Source organism: Devosia sp. A449 (genome assembly GCF_054489375.1).
Genome location: NZ_JBTMWU010000003.1, coordinates 72,229 through 95,651 on the forward strand (window position 1 = coordinate 72,229; position 23,423 = coordinate 95,651).

The following is a 23,423-nucleotide window of genomic DNA, read 5'->3' on the forward strand; positions in this document are numbered from 1 at the left end:
ACGCTGTGGCACGATCTCTCCCCAGCGTCATCACCGGGCTTGTTTTGGTGATCCATTTTCGAACCACTTGCGCTGAACTGCGTTAGTCTGGGCCATGGCCCAGATCCTTGATCATCAGCTGCATATTCGGGCGATTGATGCCTATATCGATCCGGCGGTGCCGCGGGAGCGGGCGATTATTACCCATGGCCATGCCGATCATGCGCGGGCCGGGCATGGGGCAGTGCTGGCGACGCCGGATACCATTGCCATCATGCAGACACGCTATGGCGCGGATTGCGCCGGGCGGTTCGAGCCGCTGGAATTTGGCGTGCCGCTGCGCATTGATGATGTCACCATAACGCTGGTGCCGGCCGGGCATATTCTGGGTTCGGCACAGGTGCTGGTGGAGCAGGCCGGGCAGCGCGTGGTGGTCACCGGCGACTATAAGCGGCTCGCCGACCGCACGGCGCAGCCCTATCAATTGGTGCAATGCGACCTGCTGGTGACCGAGGCGACATTTGGCTTGCCGGTGTTCCAGCATCCCCATCCCAGCGTCGAAATTGCGCGGCTGTTGCAGTCGGTGGCCGACCAGCCGGAGCGGGCGCATCTGGTGGGGTGCTATGCGCTGGGCAAGGCGCAGCGGGTGATCGCGCTGCTGCGCGACGTCGGGTGGGACCAGCCGATTTATCTGCATGGGGCGATGCTGCGGCTCTGTGCGCTGTATGAGGAACTCGGCGTGTCGCTCGGCGAGTTGCGGCCGGCGCTGGATGTGCCCAAGGCGGCGTTTGCCGGGCAGATCGTCATCGCGCCGCCCTCGGCCATTCGCGACCGCTGGAGCCGACGCTTTCCCGATCCGGTGACCTGCCAGGCGTCGGGCTGGATGAGCGTCAAGCAACGGGCCAGGCAGGCGCTGGTGGAATTGCCACTGGTAATTTCGGACCATTGCGACTGGGGCGAACTGCTGCAGACCGTCAAGGAAACCCAGGCGGAAACCGTGTGGGTGACGCATGGCCGTGAGGATGCGCTGGTCTACTGGTGCCGGACGCAGGGGCTTCAAGCTGAGCCGCTCAATATCCAGGGCTTCGAGGACGACGGCGGGGAGGAGGCATGAAGCGCTTTGCCCAATTGCTGGAGCTGCTGGCGCTGACGCCATCGCGCACCCGCAAGCTGACGGCGCTGACGCAGTATTTTCGCGAGGTGCCGGACCCCGATCGTGGTTATGCGCTGGCGGTGCTCACCGGGGCGCTGAGTTTCCGCAATGTGAAGCCGGCGCTGCTCAAGGAGATTGTGCTGGCCGAGGTGGACGAGACGCTGTTCGCCATGAGCTACGACTATGTCGGCGATCTGGGCGAGACCATCGCGCTGATCTGGCCGCATCATGGCGCGATGGGCGATCTGCCGTCGCTGACCGATCTGATCGAGCTGTTCAACACCACCTCCAAGAGCGAATTGCCGAAGCTGATCGCCGGGCTGCTGACGCAGGCGGGGATCAATGAGCGTTGGGCGCTGGTGAAGCTGGCAACGGGAGCGCTGCGCATCGGGGTGTCAGCGCGGCTGGCCAAGACGGCGCTGAGCGAGATGAGTGGCGTGCCGGTGCAGGAAATCGAGGAGGTCTGGCACGGCATCAAACTGCCCTATTTGGAGCTGTTTGCCTGGCTGGATGGGAAGGCCGCGCGGCCCGATATCGATCAGTCGGCGCGGTTTCATCCACTGATGCTGAGCAATCCGATTGATGAGGAAAAAGATCTGAGTCGGCTCAATCCCGGGGATTTTTCGGCGGAGTGGAAATGGGACGGCATCCGGGTGCAGCTGGTGCTGGGCGGGGGGACGGTGTCGCTGTTTTCGCGGACGGGGGATGATATCGCGGCGGCGTTTCCCGACATTGTGGACAATGTGCAGGGCATTGCGGTGCTGGATGGCGAATTGCTGGTGGGCAAAGATTTTGAGCCGGGCTCGTTCAATGATTTGCAGCAGCGGCTGAACAAGAAGGTGGCGTCGGCAAAACATCTCAAGGAGAGCCCGGCCTTTATCCGGCTCTATGACATGCTGTTTGACGGGCGCGAGGATGTGCGGGTGTTGCCCTGGACCGAGCGGCGGGCGCGGCTGGAGGCGTGGCTGTTGGCCAATCCCCAGACGCGGCTGGATCTGTCCGAGGTGCTGCCGTTTGCCGATTGGGACGCGTTGGCGCGGTTGCGGCGGCAAGGGGCGGATGAGCATGGGCATGAGGGGGTGATGCTCAAGCTCAAGACCTCGCCCTATGTGCCGGGGCGGCCCAAGGGGTTCTGGTTCAAATGGAAGCGCGATCCGAATGTGGTGGATGCGGTGCTGATGTATGCGCAGCGCGGGCACGGCAAGCGCAGCTCGTTCTATTCGGACTACACATTCGGTGTGTGGAAGGGCAACGAGATCGTGCCCATCGGCAAGGCGTATTTCGGCTTTACCGATGAGGAACTAAAGCTGCTGGATAAGTGGATCCGGGCCAATACGGTGCAGGCCTTTGGGCCGGTGCGCGAGGTGAAAAAGGAATTGGTATTCGAGGTGGCGTTTGACTCGGCGCAGGTGAGTGCACGGCATAAGTCGGGGGTGGCGCTGCGGTTTCCGCGGATTAGCCGGATAAGATGGGACAAGCCGGCGAGCGAGGCGGCGACGCTGGAGGATATGGCGGTGTTTGTGGCGGCCACTTAACGCCCCCACGTCATTGCGGGCTTGTCCCGGCAATCCATGCGGTGCTTTGGTCAACCCGCAGGTTGGATCACCGGGACAAGCCCGGTGATGACGGTGGGGTGAGATCGAGAATCCCACCAAATACAGGAGGCATGATGTCATCACGGAGCATTCATGAGCGGCTGCTGACGCTGGACAAGCAGATGCAGGCTGCGGCCGACGCCATGGATTTTGAGGAGGCCACGCGTCTGCGCAACGAGATAGCGCGGATCCGGGGCGAGGCCCCGGTGCAGGAGGGTGATCCGGATACCGTGACCGTCAGCCAGCCGCCGCCGGGGGCGATGGGGCTGGGCACGCAGGTGCCGGTGCGGCAGCCGCCCAAGGGCTGGGTGAAGCCGAAAAAGCCGGATTTTATGACAAAAGGGCGGAAGCGCTAGCCCGCTTTCACCAGCCGCTCATCGGCCAGCTTCTTGATCTCTTTCAATTCCGAAATGGTGGTCTGGAGGTCTTCGAGCTGGGCTTCGAGGGAGGCCAGGCGCTCGTCGACCTTGCCGATCAGCAGGTGGACCTGCTGGCTGCGGTTGGCGTCGTAGAGGCTGAGATAGTCGGAGATGTCGCGCAGCGAAAAGCCGAGGCGCTTGCCGCGCAGGATCAGGATCAGCCGGGCGCGGTCGCGCCGGCGAAAGACGCGGGTGGCGCCGACTCGTTCGGGCGACAGCAGGCCCTTGGCTTCGTAGAAGCGGATGGCGCGCGTCGAGATGCCGAACTCCTTGGCGAGGTCGGCAATGGCGAACAGGTCGCGGTTTTCGGCTTCGGGGCGGTTCACGGTTTGGCTCTTGTCTGGGCGTATTCCTCGCGCAGCTCTTTCTTGGAGAGCTTGCCGATCAGCGTCTTGGGGAGGGCGTCCTTGAAGATGATTTCCTTGGGCATTTCAATCTTGTTGAGGCGCTCGGCGAGGAATTTCTTCAGCGCCTCCTCGGTCACGGACTGGCCGGGCTTGAGTTTGACATAGGCGACGGGCGCCTCGCCGCGATATTCGTCTGGCACGCCGATGACGTTGGTTTCCTCGACCGCCTCATGGGTCATCAGCGCTTCCTCGATGGTGCGCGGATAGACGTTAAAGCCCGAGCAGATGATCAGATCCTTGATGCGGTCAACGAGGAAGACATAGCCGTCTTCGTCCATATGGCCGACGTCGCCGGTGCGCAGCCAGCCATCCATGAAGGCGGCCTCAGTGGCGGCGGCGTCGTCGAAATAGCCAACCATGACCTGGGGGCCCTTGACCTGCAATTCGCCATCTTCGCCGATGCTGACCACCTTGCCGCTGTCGATATCGACAAAGCGGATATCGGTGGCGGGGAGCGGCAGGCCGATGGACATCGGCTTGGAGGGGGAGCGTAGCGAGGCGCAGCAGACCACCGGGGAGGCTTCGGTCAGGCCATAGCCCTCGGCCAGGATGGCCTTGGATTTGTGGGCGAAGGCGTTGCGCACTTCATCGGGCAGGGCGGCGCCGCCGGAAATGGCGACTTCCAGACTCGCCAACTGCTCGGCGGTGACATGGCCGGCGCGGGCAACCGCATTGAGCAAGGTGGGCACGGCGGGCAGCACGTTGGCGCGGGTGCGGGCGAAGACGTTGAGCAAGGCCTTGAGCTCGAAGCGCGGCAGCATCACCACCTGGGTGCCGTTGCAGAGCGGCACATTCATGCACACCGTCATGGCGAAGATGTGGAAAAACGGCAGCACGGCGATGACCTTGGAAGGCGGGTAGAACAGCCCATCACCCCATTTGTCGATCTGGCTCATATTGGCGGCGATATTGGCGTGAGAGAGCAAGGCGCCCTTGGGCACACCGGTGGTGCCGCCGGTATATTGCTGCACGGCGATATCGTTGAGCGAGTCGATGACCACGGCGTCGGGCGTTTCATGGCGCGCGATCATGTCGTGAAACAGGGTCACCTGGCTGCGGACCGGCGAGGCGCCGAGGCGGGCCAGATCCTTGCGCTTGGCCACCGAAAACAGGAATTTCTTCAGCAGCGGCAGCGCGTCGGGGAAGTGACACACCACCAGGGATTTGATGTGGCCGGCCTCGACCAGTTTTTCGGCCTTTTCGTAGATCGACTGCAGATCGAGCGTGATCATCACATCGGCGCCGGCATTGGAGGTGATGTGGCTCAACTCGTGCACGGTATAGAGCGGGTTGCAGTTGACGACGATGCCGCCGGCGCGGAGCACGGCGTAATAGGCGATGGGATAGAAGGGCGTATTGGGCAGCATGATGGCGACCCGCGTGCCCTTCTTGACGCCAAACTGGCGCTGCAGCGCGCCGGCAAAGGCGATGATCTTCTTGGCGAGGTCGCCGAAACTGGTGGTGTGCCCAAGAAAATCCAGCGCCACGGCGGAGGGATTGCGGGCGCAGGCGGCCAGCACCTGCTCATGCACCGGCCGCGTATCGATCGGGGTGTCCCAGACAATGCCGTCGGGATAGCTGGCGATCCAGGGGCGGAGCGGAGCGGCGGCGGTGTCGAGCGTCGTGGCCATGGATTCCTCCGGGGTGCCGGGTTCGGCGTGCGGGCTTTGTCGCCCTTTGTCTGTGACGAATATTTCATGGCTTTACGTTAGCGTCAAACGACTGCCCGAACTTCCGAGCAACTGATGCGTTGAGGGGACAGCACATCACGGAGATCGGTGAATCCGACGTAATGGACAGTTGGTTGACGTATAGGTAAAGCTTGCTAGACTGCGCTCAACAAATATGGGCGGGTCGCGCTATGATCCCGGCGCGGCGGCCCAGCGATCAAGTCGAACGATTCGGCCTCTGGTCACAGGTTCTGGGATGAGGCGCTCGGCCCGTGGTGGCATGAGCGACACCAAGGAGGGCATGAAGTGACCTTTGCGCTGATCTTGATTGCACTGGTGGCGTTTGCCGTGTTGGCGATGCGGGAATCCTCGCTGCGCGACTGGGGCGTGGTGGTGCTGGTCATCGGCATCCTGTCGCGCTTCGGCACCAATGACGCCGGCTTTGCCATGGCCACCGACATTGTGGGTTGGGTGCTGGCGCTGCTGCCCGGCGCGATCTTGCTGTTGCTCAGTGTTACCGCCATCCGCAAGCCGCTGCTGACCACGCCGATCTATGGTGCGGTCAAAACCATCCTGCCCAAGGTCAGCCGCACCGAGCAGGAAGCGCTGGACGCCGGCACGGTTGGCTGGGACGCCGAGCTGTTTTCGGGTCGTCCGGACTGGACCAAGCTGACCTCGATCCGCCCGCTGACGCTGACAGCGGAGGAGCAGGCGTTTCTGGACAACCAGACCGAAACTGCCTGCCAGATGATCGACGACTGGGACATCCGCAATAATCGCGCGGACCTCTCGCCTGAGCTGTGGCAGTACCTCAAGGACGAAGGCTTCCTCGGCATGCTGATTGCCAAGGAGCATGGCGGCCTGGGCTTTTCGGCGCAGGCGCAGTCGATGATCGTCTCCAAGATCGCCAGCCGTTCGGTGGCGACCGGCATCACCGTGATGGTGCCCAATTCGCTCGGGCCGGGCGAATTGCTGGAGCGCTATGGCACGCCGAGCCAAAAGGAAAAATATCTGGGCCGGTTGGCGCGCGGGCAGGAAGTGCCCTGCTTTGCACTGACGGGCGTGCATTCAGGGTCGGACGCCGGCGGCATGCGCGACTATGGCACCGTGACCAAGGGGATGTATCAGGGCGCCGAAGTGCTCGGCGTGAAGCTGAGTTTTGACAAGCGCTACATCACCCTGGCGCCGATCGCCACGCTGGTGGGGCTGGCCTTCATTCTGCAGGACCCGGATAATCTGCTGGGTCGCGGCAAGGAAATCGGCATCACGCTGGCGTTGGTGCCACATGACCATCCCGGCATGGAAATCGGCCGCCGGCACTATCCGGCGCGGCAGGCCTTTATGAATGGCCCGGTGCGCGGCACGGATGTGTTTATTCCGATGGAATTTCTCATCGGCGGCACCGAATTTGCCGGCCAGGGCTGGCGCATGCTGATGGAATGCCTGTCCACTGGGCGCGCCATTTCGCTGCCGGCTATCGGTTCCATTTCGATCAAGCAGACGCTGCGCACCACCTCGGCCTATGCGCGGGTGCGGCGGCAGTTCGGCATTCCGGTCGGTATCATGGAAGGCGTGGCCGAGCCGCTGGGCGAGATGGTCAAGCGCGCTTACACCTTTGAAGCCGCGCGTAGCCTGACCGCCTCGATGGTGGATGAAGGCCAGCGCCCGGCAGTGATTGCCGGCCTGCTAAAATACACCACGACCGAAGCCATGCGCGACAGTATGGACGACGCTTTCGACATTCATGGCGGCCGCGCCATTCAGGACGGCCCGGGCAATTATCTGTTCGGCGCCTATATGGCGCTGCCGGTGGCGATCACGGTGGAAGGGGCCAATATCCTGACCCGTACGCTGATGACCTTTGCCCAGGGCGTGCTGCGGGCACATCCCTATCTGCTCAAGGAAGTGGACGCGGCGCAGAACAAGGATCGCAAGCAAGGGCTCGACCAGTTCGACCTGGCCTTCGGCGGGCACACCAAATTCATGCTGCGCAATATCGTGGCTAGCCTGCTGCATGGGCTGAGCAATGGTGCGTTTGCCAGCACGCCCAATCAGGGGCCGATGGCCCAGTGGTATCGCCGGCTGCACCGCTATGCGCAGGATTTCGCGCTGGTGGCGGATTGGACCACGGTGTTCCTGGGCGGGGCGCTCAAGCGCAAGCAGAAGATTTCGGGCCGCATGGCCGATATCCTGAGCGACCTCTATCTGATGTCGGCGACGCTGCGGCGGTTTGAAGATGAGGGCCAGCTGGCCGAGGACAAGGAACTGGTCGACGCCATCATGGCCGACCGGATCGCCGCGATGGAAAAGAGCTTTGGCGAGGTGTTCGCCAATTTCCCCAATCCGGTGTTTGCCTGGGCGATGCGGGTGCTGTGCTTCCCGCTGGGGCGGCATGCCCAACCGGCCAGCGATCGGGTGAATTACCGCTTCGTGCGCGCGGTGCTGCGGCCCGGCGCGTTCCGCGACCGGCTGACCACGGGGGCCTATATCTCGTTTGACCCCAATGACATTACCGGCGTGCTGGAAGATGCCTTCATCAAGGTGACCGAGGCCGAGGAAATCGAGGCACGCTTCGTCAAGGCGGCCCGCAAGGGCGTCATCGAGCGTCGGCTGGATCGCGATGCGATTGACGACGCGGTGGCGGCGGGGGTGCTCAATGCCAATGAAGGCGGCATCATGCGGGCGGCCGACGAGGCGACCGACCGCGTGGTGAAGGTGGATGATTTCGCCATGGATGAACTGGTCGAGGGTAAGGACCGGGCGGCGGCGGAGTAGCCCGCCAGCCCTCCCTCTCGCGGGGAGGGAGGCGGTCCGGTGATGAGGAATTCGAGGAGCAAGCATGATCCAGCCGCAAATGCCTGAAACCAAGCATTGGAGCTTCCACCGCGATATCGAGAATATCGGCTGGCTCACCATCAACACGCCGGGCGCCCCGGTGAATGTGCTGAGCCGCGAAGCGATCATGGAGCTGGAAACCCTGATCGGACGCGTCGAGGAACTGGCGCAGACCGGTGAACTGATCGGCGTGGTGCTGCTTAGCGGCAAGGATAGCGGCTTTATCGCCGGGGCCGATGTCAGCGAATTCGATGCGATGAGCGATTTCTCGGTGCTGCCGGAAGCGCTGAAGCGCACCCATGCGCTGTTCGCCCGCATAGAAAAGTTGAAAATTCCGATGGTGGCCGGCATCCATGGCTTCTGCCTTGGTGGCGGGCTGGAGCTGGCGCTGGCGTGCCACTACCGGATCGCCGTCAACAACGACAAGATCCGCATCGGCTTTCCCGAGGTCAATCTGGGGCTGTTCCCGGGCTTTGGCGGCACCGGGCGGAGCATCCGCCAGGCCGGACCGGTCGATGCCATGCAAATCATGCTGACCGGGCGGATGCTCAAGGCCGGGGCGGCGCGCGGCCTGAACCTCATCGACAAGCTGGTGCGCCACCGCGACATGCTGCATTGGGAAGCGCGCAAGGCGGTGTTGCAGAAGCGCAAGTCGGTGCCGGCGCCGATGGTCAAGCGGGTGATGGCGATGGGGCCGTTGCGGAGTTATGTCGCCAACAAGATGCGCGACGAGACCAAAAAGAAGGCGAGGCCCGAGCATTACCCGGCGCCGTTCGCGCTGATCGATCTGTTCGAGCAGCATGGCAATGACTGGCAGGCGATGATCCGCGGCGAGATTGCCGGCTTCGTGCCGCTGATGGGTAGCGACACTGCGACCAATCTGCGCCGGGTGTTCTTTGCTTCGGAGGCGTTGAAAAAGCAGGGCGCCAAGGGGCAAAAATTTGCCCGGGTGCATGTGATCGGGGCCGGGGTGATGGGCGGCGATATCGCCGCCTGGTGCGCGCTGCGCGGCATGAGCGTAACGCTGCAGGATCTCGACGTGGAGCGCATCCAGCCGGCGCTGGATCGCGCCAAGAAGCTGTTCAAGAAACGGCTGAAGAAAAAGCATCTGGTCGATGCGGCCGTGCTGCGGCTGGAAGCCGACCCGAGTGGCAAGGGCGTCGGCCGTGCCGATGTGATCATCGAAGCGGTGGTGGAAAAGCTCGAGGTCAAGCAATCGATCTTTGGCGGGCTGGAAGACCAGCTCAAGCCGGGTGCGATCCTGGCCACCAATACCAGCTCCATCGAACTGGAGCGGATTGCCGAGGTGCTGAAAGATCCGGCGCGGCTGATCGGGCTGCATTTCTTCAATCCCGTGGCGCAGCTGCCGCTGGTGGAGGTGATCCGCTCGAGCTTCAATACTGACGAGCAGATCGGCAAGGGCGCAGCTTTTGCGCTGGCCATCGGCAAGTCGCCGGTGGTGGTGAAATCGGCGCCGGGTTTCCTCGTGAACCGGGTGCTGATGCCCTACATGCTGGGCGCGGTGCAGCGGGTGGAAGCCGGCGAAAGCAAGGAACTGCTCGACGCGGCGGCAGTGGCGTTCGGCATGCCGATGGGGCCGATCGAGCTGATGGATACGGTTGGGCTCGATGTCGGAAAATCGGTGGCGACCGAGCTGGGCCATGCGGTGCCGATCGAGAGCAAATTCGCCATGCTGGTCAAGGACGGAAAGCTCGGCCGCAAGACTGGCGAGGGCTTTTACAAATGGGTCGATGGTAAGGCGCAAAAGGGCGAGACCCCGGCGCATGCTGATCTGGGCGGGCTGGGCCGGGAACTGGTGAAGCCGCTGGTGGATATGACTGAGGTGGTATTGGCCGAGGGCGTGGTCGCCAATGATGGGTTGGCCGATATCGGGGTGATTTTGGGCACCGGATTTGCGCCGTTCCTCGGCGGACCGCTCAAGGCGCGCAAGGATGGGAAGGCATAGAGATGACTGAACTTCGCAGGGTCGCCATTGTCGGGTCGGCGCGCATTCCGTTTGCGCGGGGCAATACCGCCTATGTCGAGGAAACCAATCTGTCGCTGCTCGGCACCGTGCTGGGCGGGCTGGCGGACAAATTTGGCCTCAAGGGCGAAAAGATCGACGAGGTGGTGGCGGGCGCGGTGATCAACCATAGCCGCGACTTCAATCTGGCGCGCGAGGCGGTGCTGGATGCGGGGTTTTCTCCGCGCACGCCCGGCACGACCATGCAGATCGCCTGTGGCACCAGCCTGCAGGCGGCGCTGATGCTGGCCGGCAAGATCGCCTCGGGCGAGATTGACAGCGGCATTGCGGCGGGGTCGGACACGGTCAGCGATAGCCCGATCGTGTTCGGCAACAAGTTTCAGCACCGGCTGCTGGAGGTGAACAAGGCGCGCAGCGCCGGCGAGAAATTCAAGGCGTTCAAGGGCTTCTCATTTGGCGAACTGACCCCGGTGGCGCCCTCGGTCAACGAGCCGCGCACGGGCATGTCGATGGGCCAGCATTGCGAGTTGATGGCGCGCGAATGGGGCATTGGTCGCGAGGCGCAGGATGCGCTGGCGGTGGCTAGTCACCGCAATGCGGCAGCAGCCTATGATGAGGGCTTCCATGACGATCTGCTGGTGCAATGCGCCGGTCTGGTGCGCGACAACAATGTGCGGGCCGACGCCAATATCGAAAAGATGGCGACGCTGAAGCCGGCTTTCGACAAGGCGAGCGGCCGCGGCACGTTGACGGCGGGCAATTCGACGCCGCTGACCGATGGCGCATCCTCGGTGCTGCTGGCGAGCGAAGACTGGGCGCGGGCGCGCGGCCTGCCGATCCTGGCCTATCTCACCACTGGCCGGGTGGCGGGCAATGATTTCGCCCATGGCGAGGGGCTACTGATGGCCCCGACCATTGCCGTCAGCGAAATGCTGGCGCGACGCAATCTGGGCTTTGCCGATATCGACTATTTCGAGCTGCATGAGGCGTTTGCGGCGCAGGTGCTGTGCACGCTGAAAGCCTGGAATGATGCGGAATACTGCAGAAATGTGCTGGGGCGCGATGCTGTGCTGGGCCCGGTCGACCCGGCCAGGATCAACGTCAAGGGCTCGAGCCTGGCCTATGGGCACCCGTTTGCCGCCACTGGCGCGCGTATTCTGGGGCTCACCGCCAAACTGCTCTCGACGGAGCCGGGAAAACGCGCTTTGCTCAGCGTCTGTACTGCCGGCGGCATGGGTGTCGCTGCATTGGTTGAAAGTGCCGCATGAGCGATAACGTCGTCAAATTCCGCCCGATCGAGAAAAAGCCGGACCCGCAACAGCCGAAGAAAGAACCAGGCGTGCCCGGCTGGGTGCCGTGGGTGGGGCTGGTCGTGGTTGGGGTGGTGATCTACGGGTTGCAACAGGCCGGGATGCTCGGCGCTTGACAGCGGCGCGCTCCCTCCGGGGCCTGTTGCTTAACTCCAGTATCCAAAATGCGGTGTCATCACGGACTTGAGCCGGGATTCGTCTCGAGATGGGGTACGTCAGTACCTCGCTATCCATATCGTCGCCGCCGCGCCGCGCTGGCGGGGTGTACAGTGTGTTAATAATTGGGCGGACCTTGACGCTTAGGTCAATGTTTTGCTTGTCAGTGGACGGAATAGCGTAATACCGTCCAGCAATCTTGATCGAGCGGTCAAACCGCCGGCCACGAGACCATAAAATCCGCAGCAGTATGACTGCGGGAAAAAAGACGAATTTCAGGACTTCCACAAGGAGATGGGACGATAATGAAACTCAAGCAAACCCTGACCGCGGTAGCGACCGCCGGCGCAATGGCGCTGCTGATGAGCAGCACGGCCTCGGCAGTGACGCTCAACGTGATGAATGGCTCCGAACCCGGCTCGATCGATCCGCATCAGGCATCGGGTGACTGGGAAAACCGCATCATCGGCGACTATATCGAAGGGCTGATGGCTGAAGACGCCGACGCCCAGTTCATTCCCGGCCAGGCCGAGAGCTACACCATCTCCGATGATGGCCTGGTTTACACCTTCAAGCTGCGCGACGGCATTCAGTGGTCGGATGGCGTTCCGGTAACGGCCGGCGACTTCGTGTTCGCCTTCCAGCGCCTGTTCGATCCCAAGACCGCTTCGGACTATGCCTATCTGCAGTTCCCGATCCTGAATGCTTCGGAAATCGCCGAAGGCACCGTGACCGATTTCAGCGAACTGGGCGTCAAGGCGCTCGACGACAAGACTGTCGAAATCACGCTGGAAGGCCCGACCCCGTTCTTCCTGCAGGCGCTGACCCACTACACCGCCTATCCGGTTCCCAAGCATGTGATCGACAAGGTCGGCACGGAATGGACCAAGGTCGCCAATATCGTCTCCAACGGTCCCTACACTCCGGTGGAATGGGTGCCGGGCAGCGTCATCAAGTCGGTCAAGTCCGAGACCTACTGGGATGCCGCCAATGTGCAGATCGACGAAGTGAACTACTTCGTGCAGGAAGATCTGGCCGCCGCCCTGTCGCGCTATCGCGCCGGTGAATATGACATCCTGACCGACATTCCGTCCGACCAGGCCGAGTGGATCAAGACCAACCTGCCTGGCCAGGATTACTTCGCCCCGTTCCTGGGCATCTACTACTACGTGATCAACCAGGAAAAGGCGCCGTTCGACAATGCCGACGTGCGCAAGGCGCTGTCGATGTCGATCAATCGCGACGTGATCGGCCCCGACGTGCTGGGCACTGGCGAACTGCCGGCCTATGGCTGGGTGCCGGAAGGCACTGCCAACTACGAAGGCGTGCCGGTTTATCAGCCGTCCTGGATCGGCCTCTCCTATGAGGAGCGCGTTGCCGAAGCCAAGACGATCATGGAAGGCCTTGGCTATACCTCGGCTAACCCGCTGCCGGTTCAGCTCAAGTACAACACCAATGATAACCACCAGCGCATCGCCGTGGCGATCAGCTCGATGTGGGAGCAGATTGGCGTGAAGACCGAGCTGTTCAACTCCGAAACCGCCGTGCACTACGATAGCCTGCGCGCCGGCGACTTCGAGGTTGGCCGCGCTGGCTGGCTGCTCGACTATTCGGACCCGTCCAACACGCTCGACCTGCTGCGCACCGGCATCACGCAGGACGGCGCCATGAACTGGGGCAACAACTACGGTCGTTACTCCAACCCCGAGTTCGATGCGCTGATGGATCAGGCCACCACCGAACAGGATCTGGCCGCTCGCGCCCAGATGCTCGGCAGTGCCGAAAAGATCGCGATGGATGAAACTGCCGCGTTCCCGATCTACTGGTACATCGCCCAGAACGTCGTGTCCCCCAAGGTCACCGGCTTCGTCAACAATGCGTCGGACGTTCACCGCACGCGTTGGCTGACCAAGGCCGAGTAGTCTTTGTAAAACCACGCGGCGTCGCCCCTTGGGAGGGGCGACGCCGTTTATTTATCCGCCAGTCGACGCGCGATGCCGCAGCGCGGTGGATGTGAAAGGTCCGGACCCATGTTTGGATATGTTACGCGGCGCGTGCTGTCGGCCATCCCGATCGCGCTGATTGCCGTGACTGCCTGTTTCTTCATTCTGCGGCTGGCGCCCGGCGGTCCCTTTGACGGGGAACGCGCGCTGCCACCGATCACGCTGGCCAATCTACGGGCGCACTACAATCTCGACCTGCCGCTGATCCAGCAATATTTCATCTATGTCGGTCGGCTGCTGCAGGGCGATTTCGGGCCGTCGATGGTCTATAACGACTTCACCGTGGCTGAGATGCTGTGGATTGGCCTGCCCTTCACGCTGACACTGGGCCTGTCGGCCTTCGTCATCGGCACGGTGGTGGGGCTGGTGGCCGGCGCGCTGTCGGCGGTCAACCAGAACACCTGGCCGGACTATGTGCTGGTGATGATCGTGGTGGTGGGGCTGGTGGTGCCCAACTTCCTGATGGCCTCGGTGTTGCAACTGCTCTTTGGCGTCTATCTCGGCTGGCTGCCGGCCGGTGGCTGGTTGCACGGCTCGATCCCCCATCTGGTGTTGCCGATCACCGTGCTGGTGCTGCCCCATGCGGGGCGGACGGCACGGCTGATGCGCGGCTCGATGATCGAGGTGCTGAGCACCAATTATGTGCGCACCGCCAAATCCAAGGGCCTCGGCCAACGCCTGATCCTGGCGCGCCACGCCATCAAACCGGCGCTGCTGCCGGTGGTGTCCTATCTCGGACCGGGCCTCAGCTATCTGCTTACCGGCTCGCTGGTGGTGGAACAGATCTTCGCGCTGCCGGGCATCGGTCGCTATTTCATCAGCGCTGCGCTCAACCGCGACTACGGTCTCGTGCTGGGAACGACCATTCTCTACATGTTCGTCATCCTGGCGGTGAACCTACTGGTCGATATCATCTATGCATGGCTCGATCCCAAGGTGAGGTACAGCTGATGGCCGGTATTACTGGCAAGGACGCGCTCCTCACCGAGTATGCGCGCAAGCTCGAAACGCTCGACGCCCCCAAGGGGCGTTCGCTGACCCAGGACGCGGTGCGGCGCCTGCGCCGCAACAAGGCGGCGGTGCTGTCGATCTTCGTAGTCGGTTTCATCATCCTGTTTGCGTTTGTGGGGCCATATCTGCTGCCCTGGACCTATGACAAGATCGACTGGAGCGGCATCCGCAAGCCGCCCAATTTCGAGGCCGGGCACTTTGCCGGCACCGACCAGAATGGCCGCGACATGCTGGCCCGCATCATGCAGGGCACGCAGATGAGCCTGATCGTGGCCGGCGTCGCCACGCTGGTCTCGGTGATCATCGGCGTCATCTATGGCGCGATTGCCGGCTATTTCGGCGGCAAGGTCGACGCCATGATGATGCGCTTCGTCGACATCATGTATGCGCTGCCCTACATCCTGTTCGTCATCATCCTGGTGGTGATTTTCGGGCGCAATCCGGTGCTGCTGTTTGTCGGCATCGGGTGCCTCGAATGGCTGACCATGGCGCGTATCGTGCGCGGGCAGACGCTGTCGATCAAGCAGCGCGAATTCGTCGAGGCGGCCAAGGCCGGCGGCGCCAAGCCGCTGACCATCATCTTCCGCCACATCGTGCCCAATCTGACCGGGCCGGTGGTGATCTATGCCACGCTGACGGTTCCCGAAATCATCCTGACCGAGAGCTTCCTGTCCTATCTAGGCCTGGGTGTGCAGGAGCCGCAGACCTCGCTCGGCACGCTGATCTCGTTTGGCTCGCCAGTGGCTGAAACGCTGCCCTGGATGCTGATCGGGCCGGCCGTGGTGCTGGTGAGCCTGTTGCTTTGCCTGACCTATATTGGTGACGGGTTGCGTGACGCGCTGGACCCCAAGGATCGATAGATGAAACAAGTCCTCAAAGTCGAAGACATGTCGGTCACGTTCGAGCTGCACCAGAGCGAAGTGCATGCCGTGCGTGAGATGAACTTCACCCTCGCCGAAGGCGAGACCCTGGCGGTGGTTGGCGAATCAGGCTCGGGCAAGAGCCAGGCCTTCCTCGCCATCATGGGCCTGCTGGCCAAGAACGGCCGGGCCGCGGGTCGCGCCATGATGGGCGACATCAACCTCATCGGCATGCCAACGGGGCAATTGGATAAGTATCGCGGCAAGGATATCGCGATGATTTTCCAGGACCCGATGACGTCGCTGAACCCGACGCTCAAGGTCAAGACGCAGTTGGCCGAAGTGTTGGTCAAGCATCGCGGCTTCGACAAAGCCAAGGCGGTCAAAACCTCGATCGAGATGTTGGAGCGGGTCGGGATTCCCGAACCGGTCAAGCGCGCCAACGCCTATCCGCACGAACTGTCGGGCGGCATGCGGCAGCGCGTGATGATCGCCATGGCGCTGCTGTGCCAGCCCAAAATCCTGATCGCCGACGAGCCGACCACGGCGCTCGATGTGACGGTGCAGGCGCAGATGCTCGATCTGTTCAAGACGCTGACCGAGGATTTTGGGACGTCTCTGGTGCTCATTACCCATGATCTGGGCGTGGTGGCCGGCGTCGCCGACCGCATGATGGTGATGTATGGCGGGCGCGCGGTGGAGAAGGGGGCGGTCGACGATCTGTTCTACGATCCGCGCCATCCCTATACGCTGGGCCTGCTGCATTCGACCCCGCACATCGCCAAGCGCCAGGCGCGGCTCGATCCGATCCAGGGCCTGCCCCCCAGCTTGGAAAACCTGCCCAAGGGCTGCGCCTTCAATCCGCGCTGCGCCTTTGCCTTTGACCGGTGCCTGGTGGAGCGGCCGCCGCTGACCGCCATCGGCGATGGCCGGGAGAAGGCCTGTTTCTACGAAGGGCCGATGGCCTATGGAAAGGTCGCCTGATGGACCAGACCCCGATCAATCTGCTCGAAATCAAGGACCTCAAGAAGACCTTCTCGCTCGCCGGGGCTGGCTTGTTCAGCCGCCGGCTGACGCTGACGGCGCTGGAGAATATCAACTTCACCATCCGCCAGGGCGAGACGCTGGGCATTGTGGGGGAAAGCGGCTGTGGCAAGTCCACGCTCGGCCGCTGCATCCTGCAATTGCTGGCGCCCGATGAGGGGCAGGTGCTCTGGCTGGGTCAGGACCTGACAAGGCTGCCGGCCGAGGAAATGCGGCTGCGTCGCGCCGATCTGCAGATCATTTTCCAGGACCCGCTGGCCTCGCTCAATCCACGGCTGACGGTGGGGGAGATCATTGCCGATCCGCTGCGGGCGCTGCGGCCGGAAATGAATGGCGAAGAGCGGCGCGCGCGCGTGCTCAAGACCATGGAATCGGTGGGGCTGCTGCCCGAGATGATCAACCGCTATCCGCACGAATTTTCGGGCGGGCAGGCGCAGCGCATCGGCATTGCCCGGGCGCTGATCACCGAACCCAAGCTGATCGTCTGCGACGAGCCGGTCTCGGCGCTGGACGTGTCGATCCAGGCGCAGATTCTCAATCTGCTGGCTGAACTCAAGGATGAGTTCGGGCTGACGCTGATCTTCATCTCGCACAACCTCTCAGTCGTGCGGCATGTGTCGGACCGTATTCTGGTGCTGTATCTCGGGCGCATCGTCGAACTGGCGACAGGCGACGAAATCTATGACGACCCCAAGCACCCCTATACGCGGGCACTCCTGACGGCGGTGCCGATTCCCGACCCCAAGCTGGCGCGACAGCGCAATATCGACGCGCTGAAGGGGGAAATTCCCTCGCCGATCAACCCGCCCTCCGGCTGCACCTTCCGCACCCGCTGTCGTTTCGCCAAGCCCTATTGCGCCGAAAAACGTCCGCCTCTGGAAATGATCGAAGATGGTCGCCTGGTGGCCTGCCATCGCTGGCGCGAAATCGAGGTGCCAGGCGAGGCGGTGCTCGGCGGCTAGGAGGCTTCGCCTCGGGTCCTTGCAGTCTGTGTCACCTTTCCTCTCAGGGGAGGGGGGCGAGGGGGGGCGCCACCACTTCCCGCCGTTCGTTACCTCCCACGTCCAACACCTTACGGCGGCGGTCGGGGCCTTGGTAGGCGGCGGCGTCGATGAAGCCGCGCGGATGGGCCTCGATGCTGAGCAGGCGCGTCTGCAGGTGGTTGGCGGCGAAGGGTTTGCGCAGGAATTCGGTGACGCCGGCGTCGCGGGCCTCGGCAATGCGCTTGGCGTCGGGCGCGGCGCTCATCATGATGATAGGGATGTGGCGATTCTGGCTGTCGGTATTGGCGCGCAGCTTTTTGGTGAAGGCGACGCCGTCGAGGCCATCAAGGGCATCGTCGATGACCAGCACGTCAAAGACTCGGCGATTGAGCTCGGCCATGGCCCGGTTGGCATCATAGGCCTCGCGGATGTCGCGACGGCCCAGGCCGCGCAGCATCACGGCGACGAGAGCGGCCATATGCGCGGAATGGTCGGCGACCAGCACGCCGTGTTTGGTGATTTCTTCGTTGGCCATGGCGTTTGCCTGCCTCATAATCGGCAGTAAGCACAGTAGCTTAGCTTTCCGTATAGGGCGTTAATGGCGGCGCGGTACCGAGACCGGGGAAAAGCGACGTCGGAAGGCAAATTCACTGGGTGTTGCGCGTTGACAGGCAAAGCCGTTTTCCCTATGTATGCCCCCAAGTTTCCGGGCGCCTTGGCGCCTCTTTTGTTTGATCCGAGGATACATAGATGAAAGTCCGCAACTCGCTGAAGGCGCTGATGACTCGCCACCGCGCGAACAAGCTCGTCCGCCGTCGCGGCCGGGTTTACATCATCAACAAGGTCGACAAGCGCTTCAAAGCCCGCCAGGGCTAAGAGTGCCTGCACCTGCTAATCTGAAAAAGCCCGCGTCAGCGGGCTTTTTTTGTGCCTGCTCGCGCCAGGACGACGGTGAGGCCATAACGGCTTAGCGGGTCGTTAACCATAATTCTTCATCGTCATTCTATTGCAGATGAAAGGGATTGGGGATGCGCAAGACTTTGGGCGTGGTGGCGGCAATAGCAACGCTGGTTACTCCGGCACTCGCTGCTGATCTGATAATTGATACGCCGTATAATTACACCGATGCCGGATTTGACTGGAGCGGCTTTTACGCCGGTCTGGCGGGCGGCTATGGCAGCGGCACGACCCGCTCGGTCGGCGATGTTACCGGGGTGATCACTGATACGCCGGTCAGCGGCGGCCTGCTCGGCATCACGCTGGGCGGCAACGTGCAGTATGACGCCTTCGTGCTCGGCCTTGAAGGCGATGTGCTCTGGTCTGGCATGAGCGGCACCGCAGCCTGTATCGGCGCGCCAGCCTATAGCTGCAATGCCAGCGTGGACTGGATGGGCAGCCTGCGCGGTCGGGCCGGCTTTGCCATGGACAATGTGCTGATCTTCGCCACCGGCGGCCTGGCTATCGCCGGCGGCAAGGGTACCATCACCCCGACCTTCCCGGGCACAACCAGCACGTTCAGCGATACTTTCGTTGGCTGGACGCTCGGCGGCGGCGTTGAAATGGCCGTTACCGAGGCGATCTCGGTCAAGGCCGAATATAGTTTTGCCAATTTGGGCAGCCGCACCGCCCCGATCGGGACGCTGGGGACAATCCAGAGCTACACCGTGTCGCCGGTGGTGCATGCGGTCAAAGTGGGTGTGAACTTCCACTTCTAGGCGGCACAGCTCACTCAAAGAAAAAGGCCCACGGCGCAATGCCGTGGGCCTTTTTGGTTTGCGCTGTCAAACAGCTCAACTGGAGCCGGCGCCGTCCTGGCGGACGAAGGCGATGCGCAGCATATTGGTGGCGCCGGGGGTGCCCAGCGGAATGCCGGCAGTGATGGCAATGCGGTCGCCGGGGCGGGCAAAGCCTTCCTGATAGGCGATGACGCAGGCGCGATCGACCATGTCTTCCAGCGATACGGCGTCCTCGGTCTGCACGCAGTGCACGCCCCAGACCACCGACATGCGGCGGATTGTGCGCATATTGGGCGACAGCACGATGATCGGCTTGCTCGGGCGCTCGCGGGCGGCGCGGATGCCGGTGGAGCCCGAGGCGGTGTAGGTGACGATGGCAGCCAGATCGAGGGTTTCGGCAACCTGACGGGTGGCAGCCGAAATGGCGTCGGCGGCCGTGGCCTCCGGCTCGGTCTGCGCGGCGCGAATGATGCCGCGATAGTTGGCATCGCCTTCGACGGCCACGGCCACCTTGTTCATCGTGGCGACGGCTTCGACGGGATACTGTCCGGAAGCCGATTCGGCCGACAGCATGATGGCGTCGGCGCCTTCGAACACGGCGATGGAGACGTCCGAGACCTCGGCGCGAGTCGGGACCGGCGCAGTGATCATCGATTCGAGCATCTGGGTGGCGACCACCACCGGCTTGCCATAGCGGCGCGCCATGCGGATCATGCGCTTCTGCAGGCCCGGCACGGTTTCGAGCGGCAGTTCGACGCCCAGATCGCCACGGGCGACCATGATGGCGTCACACAGCTTGATGATTTCTTCGAGGCGATCGATGGCCTGCGGCTTTTCGATCTTGGCCATGACGCCAGCGCGACCCTGGACGATCTTGCGGACGTCGATGATGTCTTCGGGGCGCTGCACGAAGCTCAGAGCAATCCAGTCGGCTTCGGCGGCGAGGCCAGCCAGCAGGTCGGCATGGTCCTTTTCGGTCAGCGCGCCGGTGGGCAGCAGCGTATCGGGCAGGGAGACGCCCTTCTTGTCGCTCAGCTTGCCGCCATAGACCACTTCGGTCTCGATGGCGCCATTGCCGACCTTGGTGGCCTTGAGCGCCAGCTTGCCGTCGTCGAGTAGCAGCCGGTCGCCGACCGAGACGCTCTCGATGATTTCGGGATGCGGCAGGTAAACCCGCTCGGCGGTGCCGGGCGCATCATTGCTGTCGAGGGTGAATTTCTGCCCGGCGACCAGATTGACCGCGCCATCGGCAAATTTCCACACGCGCAGCTTGGGGCCCTGCAGGTCGACCAGAATTCCGAGCGGATGATTGAGGCGCTTCTCCACATTGCGAATGCGCTCGACCGTGGTGCGCATCACTTCGTGGCTGGCATGGCTCATATTGATGCGGAACACGTCCGCGCCGGCCTTGGCCAGTTCCTCGATCATCTTTTCCTCATGGCTCGCAGGCCCGAGGGTGGCGATGATCTTTGCGCGTCTCATCCGTCTCATGGTGTGTCCGTTTCTTGCGTATTTATGTCGTCCTGCGGGGCGTCAATGGTGACGTCGTCGGGATCGACAAGGAAGGTGGGGTCTTCAAGGTCTTCACTGCCATTGGGACCCACCACGGCGGGGCCGCCGACGCCATCGGTCAGCTGCAGCGTCCAGTCGGTGCGGTTCTGGGTATCGATTTCAAAGAAACCGGTGCGCTCATATCCGCGTGCAAGGCAATCCTCAACCCCGAATATGGTGAAGGTCTCGTCGCGGGTGCACATGAACACTGAGCCGTCCCAGGCCCCGCCGCCGATATCATCCACCGCGAAGATGTAATAAAAACGACGCTCCAGATCACCCTGATACAGCACGCGGCAATCGCCCGGCGGGGTCTGCCACCAGCCTTCACTCATCCAGCCGCGCTCGGCGCGATAGCCAAGCGACACCGAAACGAGGTTGCTCGTTTCGTTACAGATGCGAAGGTCGGCGCGAGCGGGCGTGGCAAAAAAAGCGAGGCTTGCGAGCATCGCGCCGATCAGGGTCATGCCGAGACGGGTTATATGCAATCTAGTGCCGGGAAACATCGGAAAACGTGCCTTCTTTGAGCCCATGGACGCGCAATGGTCAATGGCTAATGGCGCGATTTGACGGAATTGCGGGTATGCGGCTTTTCGCAATGTGGATTGACCGACAAAGAGCTTGAACCACAGGGCCTAGTGCGATTGAACGGGGCCACGAAACGAAAGGATGTGCCATGGCCGTCGAAGATAGCGTTGCCCAGGATCAGTTGCGGGCGTTCATCGAACGCATCGAGCGCATGGAAGAAGAGAAGGCAGCCATCGCTGCCGACATCAAGGAAATCTATGCCGAAGCCAAGGGCAATGGGTTCGACACCAAAATCCTGCGCAAGATCGTGACGATCCGCAAGCAGGATGCCAACGAGCGCGCCGAGCAGGAAGCGATTCTGGAGCTCTATATGGCCGCGCTCGGCATGGTCGCCGCTCCCTCCGACGATTGAGGTTATGCCGGTCTAGCCGGCGACCACGAAATGTTGAACTCCACTTCGTCCCGCCCGGCCGCCATTGCGCTGCCGGGCGGAACTGTTTGTCAGGGGTGCCGGCGCATTACGTGACCTAGGCTGAGTCTGGAGTGCAACTGGCGCGACCCGACTGCGTTGTGCCTGAGGACCAGGCGGTGTCGGTCCTCATGTCGGGAGTCAAATGCTGCACCAGACCAAGAGCGCGCGCCGGACCGTGTCCGCTATTCCGGCAGCCATCGGGCTCATGCTGGTGTTCCTGGCGGTCTTCACCGGCACCTGTGGTTATTTCCTGGCCGTGGGCATGCAGCAGACCGAAGAGCGGCTGGTGGAGCGTTCGAGCGCCGCCGCCCAGGTCGTGGCCACCAATGCCATGTGGATCGCCGAAGTGGGGCAGCAGACGCTGCGCCGGGTCGATGCCGCGCTGGGGCCGACCATGGTGGGCGACGCCGATTCCCTGGCGCCGGTGCTGGAGGGGCTGCCGTCGCTGACGGAAGTCTACATTATCGATGCCGACGCCAATACGATCTATTCGACGGTGGCGGGGGCGCAGTCGGTCTCGGTCGCCGACCGCAGCTATTTCACCGCATTGCGCGATGGCGCGCCGTTTTACACCTCGAGCCTGTTGACCAGCCGGCTGACCGGCGACCGCATCTTCGTGTTCAGCAAGCGCGTGGAGCGCAACGGGATGTTTGCCGGAGCGATCATGGTGTCGTTCCCCGAAGCCTTGTTGCGCGATCTGTGGGGCACGCTGGATTTCGAGCAGGCCTCGACGGTGAGCCTGATCCGCAATGACGGCCAGCTGATTGCCCGCTATCCGCCATCGGACGGACCGATCGATCTCAGCCAATTGCCGCTGTTCACCGAGCATCTCGCGCGGGCCGAAACCGGCACCTATGTGTCGGCCAGCTCGCCCATCGATGGCGTTGCGCGGACCGTAAGCTATCGCCGGATTCCCGGCACCAATATCATCGCACTGGCGGCTGTCGGCTCGGAGGCGGCCTGGGCGAATTTCAATGGCGCGATCCGCGCCGTGCTGTTCATGGTCACCCCGATCATGCTGGCGCTGCTGCTGGGCTGCGCCTGGATCATGCGGCTGCTGTATCGCGATGCGCGACAGGCCAAGGAATTGCAGGCGTCGGTGGAGACCAACACCATGCTGTTCCGCGAAATCCACCACCGGGTGAAGAATAATCTGCAGTCGGTGCAGTCGCTGGTGCGGATGCAGGACTTGCCCGACGCGGCCAAGCGCGATCTGCAGGGGCGGTTCGCGGCGATGGCGGCGATGCATGAGCATATCTATCAGCATGACCGCTATCAGGACATCGACGCCCATGATTTCATCCCCGCCGTGGTGGGGCAGGTGATGGCCGCCTATGGCTCGCAGGCCAGCGTGCGCTATGCGCTGGAGCATATCGCGGTGGATCGCGACCATGCGACGCCACTGGCGCTGCTGCTGAGCGAGCTGGTGACCAATGCCTGCAAATATGCCTTTCCCGGCGACGGGGCGGATGCGGTCATTACCGTTACGCTCAGTCACAGCAAGAATGGCCGTGCCGCGCTAGCGGTGCGCGATAATGGCCAGGGCATGGATGCGGCGCGCGCCAAAGGGAACAGCATGGGGATGCGGCTGATCCGGGGCGTGGTGGCCCAGATCGACGGCACCTATGCGTTTCGCAACGATGGGGGGACGGTGTTCGAGGCGGATATCGCACTGTCGACTGGGGCGCGGAATCGGTAGGGGGCGCGCATCCAGTCCCACCGACGAT

General features: G+C 62.7%; 21 protein-coding genes. 16 read left to right on the forward strand and 5 right to left on the reverse strand.

The genetic code is table 11. The features are described 5' to 3' along the window. The first annotated feature begins 94 nt into the window (after window positions 1–94). The 3 genes from ACX3OW_RS09585 to ACX3OW_RS09595 all read left to right on the forward strand — a co-directional run bounded on the left by ACX3OW_RS09585 (window position 95) and on the right by ACX3OW_RS09595 (window position 3,083). Window positions 95–1,093, forward strand: coding sequence for a ligase-associated DNA damage response exonuclease (locus tag ACX3OW_RS09585; RefSeq protein WP_459095548.1), 999 nt, complete (start codon window positions 95–97; stop codon window positions 1,091–1,093). Then, a complete protein-coding gene (locus ACX3OW_RS09590; RefSeq protein ID WP_459095549.1) occupies window positions 1,090–2,667 on the forward strand; it encodes a cisplatin damage response ATP-dependent DNA ligase in 1,578 nt (525 codons plus the stop codon). The genes ACX3OW_RS09585 and ACX3OW_RS09590 overlap by 4 nt, the downstream gene beginning before the upstream one ends. A gap of 134 nt (window positions 2,668–2,801) precedes the next feature. Then, window positions 2,802–3,083, forward strand: a complete 282-nt coding sequence (locus ACX3OW_RS09595) for a UvrB/UvrC motif-containing protein (protein ID WP_459095550.1) — start codon at window positions 2,802–2,804, stop codon at window positions 3,081–3,083. On the opposite strand, the gene ACX3OW_RS09600 is transcribed toward ACX3OW_RS09595, so the two are convergent. After that, on the reverse strand, window positions 3,080–3,472 hold the full coding sequence (locus ACX3OW_RS09600) for a MerR family DNA-binding protein (RefSeq protein ID WP_459095551.1): 393 nt from the start codon (window positions 3,470–3,472) through the stop codon (window positions 3,080–3,082). The two genes, ACX3OW_RS09595 and ACX3OW_RS09600, sit on opposite strands and share 4 nt — an antisense overlap. After that, window positions 3,469–5,184 carry a long-chain-fatty-acid--CoA ligase gene (locus ACX3OW_RS09605; protein WP_459095552.1) on the reverse strand — a complete coding sequence of 572 codons (1,716 nt, stop codon included), beginning with the start codon at window positions 5,182–5,184 and terminating at the stop codon, window positions 3,469–3,471. Before ACX3OW_RS09605 ends, ACX3OW_RS09600 begins: the two co-directional genes overlap by 4 nt. Window positions 5,185–5,529: 345 nt before the next feature. Here ACX3OW_RS09605 and ACX3OW_RS09610 point away from each other — a divergent pair, with 345 nt between their 5' ends. From ACX3OW_RS09610 to ACX3OW_RS09650, 9 genes are all read left to right on the forward strand, one after another. Beyond that, on the forward strand, window positions 5,530–7,998 hold the full coding sequence (locus ACX3OW_RS09610) for an acyl-CoA dehydrogenase (RefSeq protein ID WP_459095553.1): 2,469 nt from the start codon (window positions 5,530–5,532) through the stop codon (window positions 7,996–7,998). Between the two features lie 64 nt (window positions 7,999–8,062). Continuing rightward, window positions 8,063–10,024, forward strand: a complete 1,962-nt coding sequence (locus tag ACX3OW_RS09615) for a 3-hydroxyacyl-CoA dehydrogenase NAD-binding domain-containing protein (protein ID WP_459095554.1) — start codon at window positions 8,063–8,065, stop codon at window positions 10,022–10,024. 2 nt (window positions 10,025–10,026) lie between these two features. Next, complete coding sequence (locus ACX3OW_RS09620) at window positions 10,027–11,310, forward strand: acetyl-CoA C-acetyltransferase (protein WP_459095555.1); 1,284 nt, start codon at window positions 10,027–10,029, stop codon at window positions 11,308–11,310. Further along, complete coding sequence (locus tag ACX3OW_RS09625) at window positions 11,307–11,468, forward strand: hypothetical protein (protein ID WP_459095556.1); 162 nt, start codon at window positions 11,307–11,309, stop codon at window positions 11,466–11,468. The genes ACX3OW_RS09620 and ACX3OW_RS09625 overlap by 4 nt, the downstream gene beginning before the upstream one ends. Window positions 11,469–11,813: 345 nt before the next feature. After that, window positions 11,814–13,430 (forward strand): peptide ABC transporter substrate-binding protein, encoded by a 1,617-nt coding sequence (locus tag ACX3OW_RS09630; RefSeq protein WP_459095557.1) that lies wholly within the window; start codon window positions 11,814–11,816, stop codon window positions 13,428–13,430. A 108-nt stretch (window positions 13,431–13,538) separates the two neighbouring features. Then, window positions 13,539–14,462, forward strand: coding sequence for an ABC transporter permease (locus tag ACX3OW_RS09635; RefSeq protein ID WP_459095558.1), 924 nt, complete (start codon window positions 13,539–13,541; stop codon window positions 14,460–14,462). Continuing rightward, window positions 14,462–15,382 (forward strand): ABC transporter permease, encoded by a 921-nt coding sequence (locus ACX3OW_RS09640; protein ID WP_459095559.1) that lies wholly within the window; start codon window positions 14,462–14,464, stop codon window positions 15,380–15,382. Before ACX3OW_RS09635 ends, ACX3OW_RS09640 begins: the two co-directional genes overlap by 1 nt. Beyond that, the gene (locus tag ACX3OW_RS09645) at window positions 15,383–16,366 is read left to right on the forward strand and encodes an ABC transporter ATP-binding protein (RefSeq protein WP_459095560.1); all 984 of its coding nucleotides are present in this window, start codon (window positions 15,383–15,385) and stop codon (window positions 16,364–16,366) included. After that, entirely contained in the window at window positions 16,366–17,388 is a 1,023-nt protein-coding gene (locus tag ACX3OW_RS09650) for an ABC transporter ATP-binding protein (protein WP_459095561.1), read from the forward strand. Before ACX3OW_RS09645 ends, ACX3OW_RS09650 begins: the two co-directional genes overlap by 1 nt. Window positions 17,389–17,431: 43 nt before the next feature. Here ACX3OW_RS09650 and ACX3OW_RS09655 read toward each other — a convergent pair whose 3' ends face one another. Continuing rightward, the gene (locus tag ACX3OW_RS09655) at window positions 17,432–17,944 is read right to left on the reverse strand and encodes a response regulator (RefSeq protein WP_459095562.1); all 513 of its coding nucleotides are present in this window, start codon (window positions 17,942–17,944) and stop codon (window positions 17,432–17,434) included. A gap of 215 nt (window positions 17,945–18,159) precedes the next feature. Between ACX3OW_RS09655 and ykgO the strand changes: the two genes are divergently transcribed. Both ykgO and ACX3OW_RS09665 read left to right on the forward strand, forming a co-directional pair. Then, window positions 18,160–18,285: a type B 50S ribosomal protein L36 gene (gene ykgO / locus ACX3OW_RS09660; RefSeq protein WP_046139985.1), complete on the forward strand. Its 126-nt coding sequence runs from the start codon at window positions 18,160–18,162 to the stop codon at window positions 18,283–18,285. Between the two features lie 152 nt (window positions 18,286–18,437). Continuing rightward, a complete protein-coding gene (locus ACX3OW_RS09665; RefSeq protein WP_459095563.1) occupies window positions 18,438–19,124 on the forward strand; it encodes an outer membrane protein in 687 nt (228 codons plus the stop codon). Between the two features lie 75 nt (window positions 19,125–19,199). On the opposite strand, the gene pyk is transcribed toward ACX3OW_RS09665, so the two are convergent. Then, a complete protein-coding gene (gene pyk / locus ACX3OW_RS09670) occupies window positions 19,200–20,636 on the reverse strand; it encodes a pyruvate kinase (RefSeq protein WP_459095564.1) in 1,437 nt (478 codons plus the stop codon). Beyond that, window positions 20,633–21,229, reverse strand: coding sequence for a DUF1036 domain-containing protein (locus tag ACX3OW_RS09675; protein WP_459095565.1), 597 nt, complete (start codon window positions 21,227–21,229; stop codon window positions 20,633–20,635). Before ACX3OW_RS09675 ends, pyk begins: the two co-directional genes overlap by 4 nt. Window positions 21,230–21,372: 143 nt before the next feature. Here ACX3OW_RS09675 and ACX3OW_RS09680 point away from each other — a divergent pair, with 143 nt between their 5' ends. Together ACX3OW_RS09680 and ACX3OW_RS09685 are read left to right on the forward strand one after the other, a co-directional pair. After that, a complete protein-coding gene (locus ACX3OW_RS09680; RefSeq protein WP_459095566.1) occupies window positions 21,373–21,636 on the forward strand; it encodes a DUF2312 domain-containing protein in 264 nt (87 codons plus the stop codon). A 202-nt stretch (window positions 21,637–21,838) separates the two neighbouring features. Further along, complete coding sequence (locus tag ACX3OW_RS09685; protein WP_459095567.1) at window positions 21,839–23,395, forward strand: sensor histidine kinase; 1,557 nt, start codon at window positions 21,839–21,841, stop codon at window positions 23,393–23,395. Window positions 23,396–23,423: the final 28 nt, after the last annotated feature.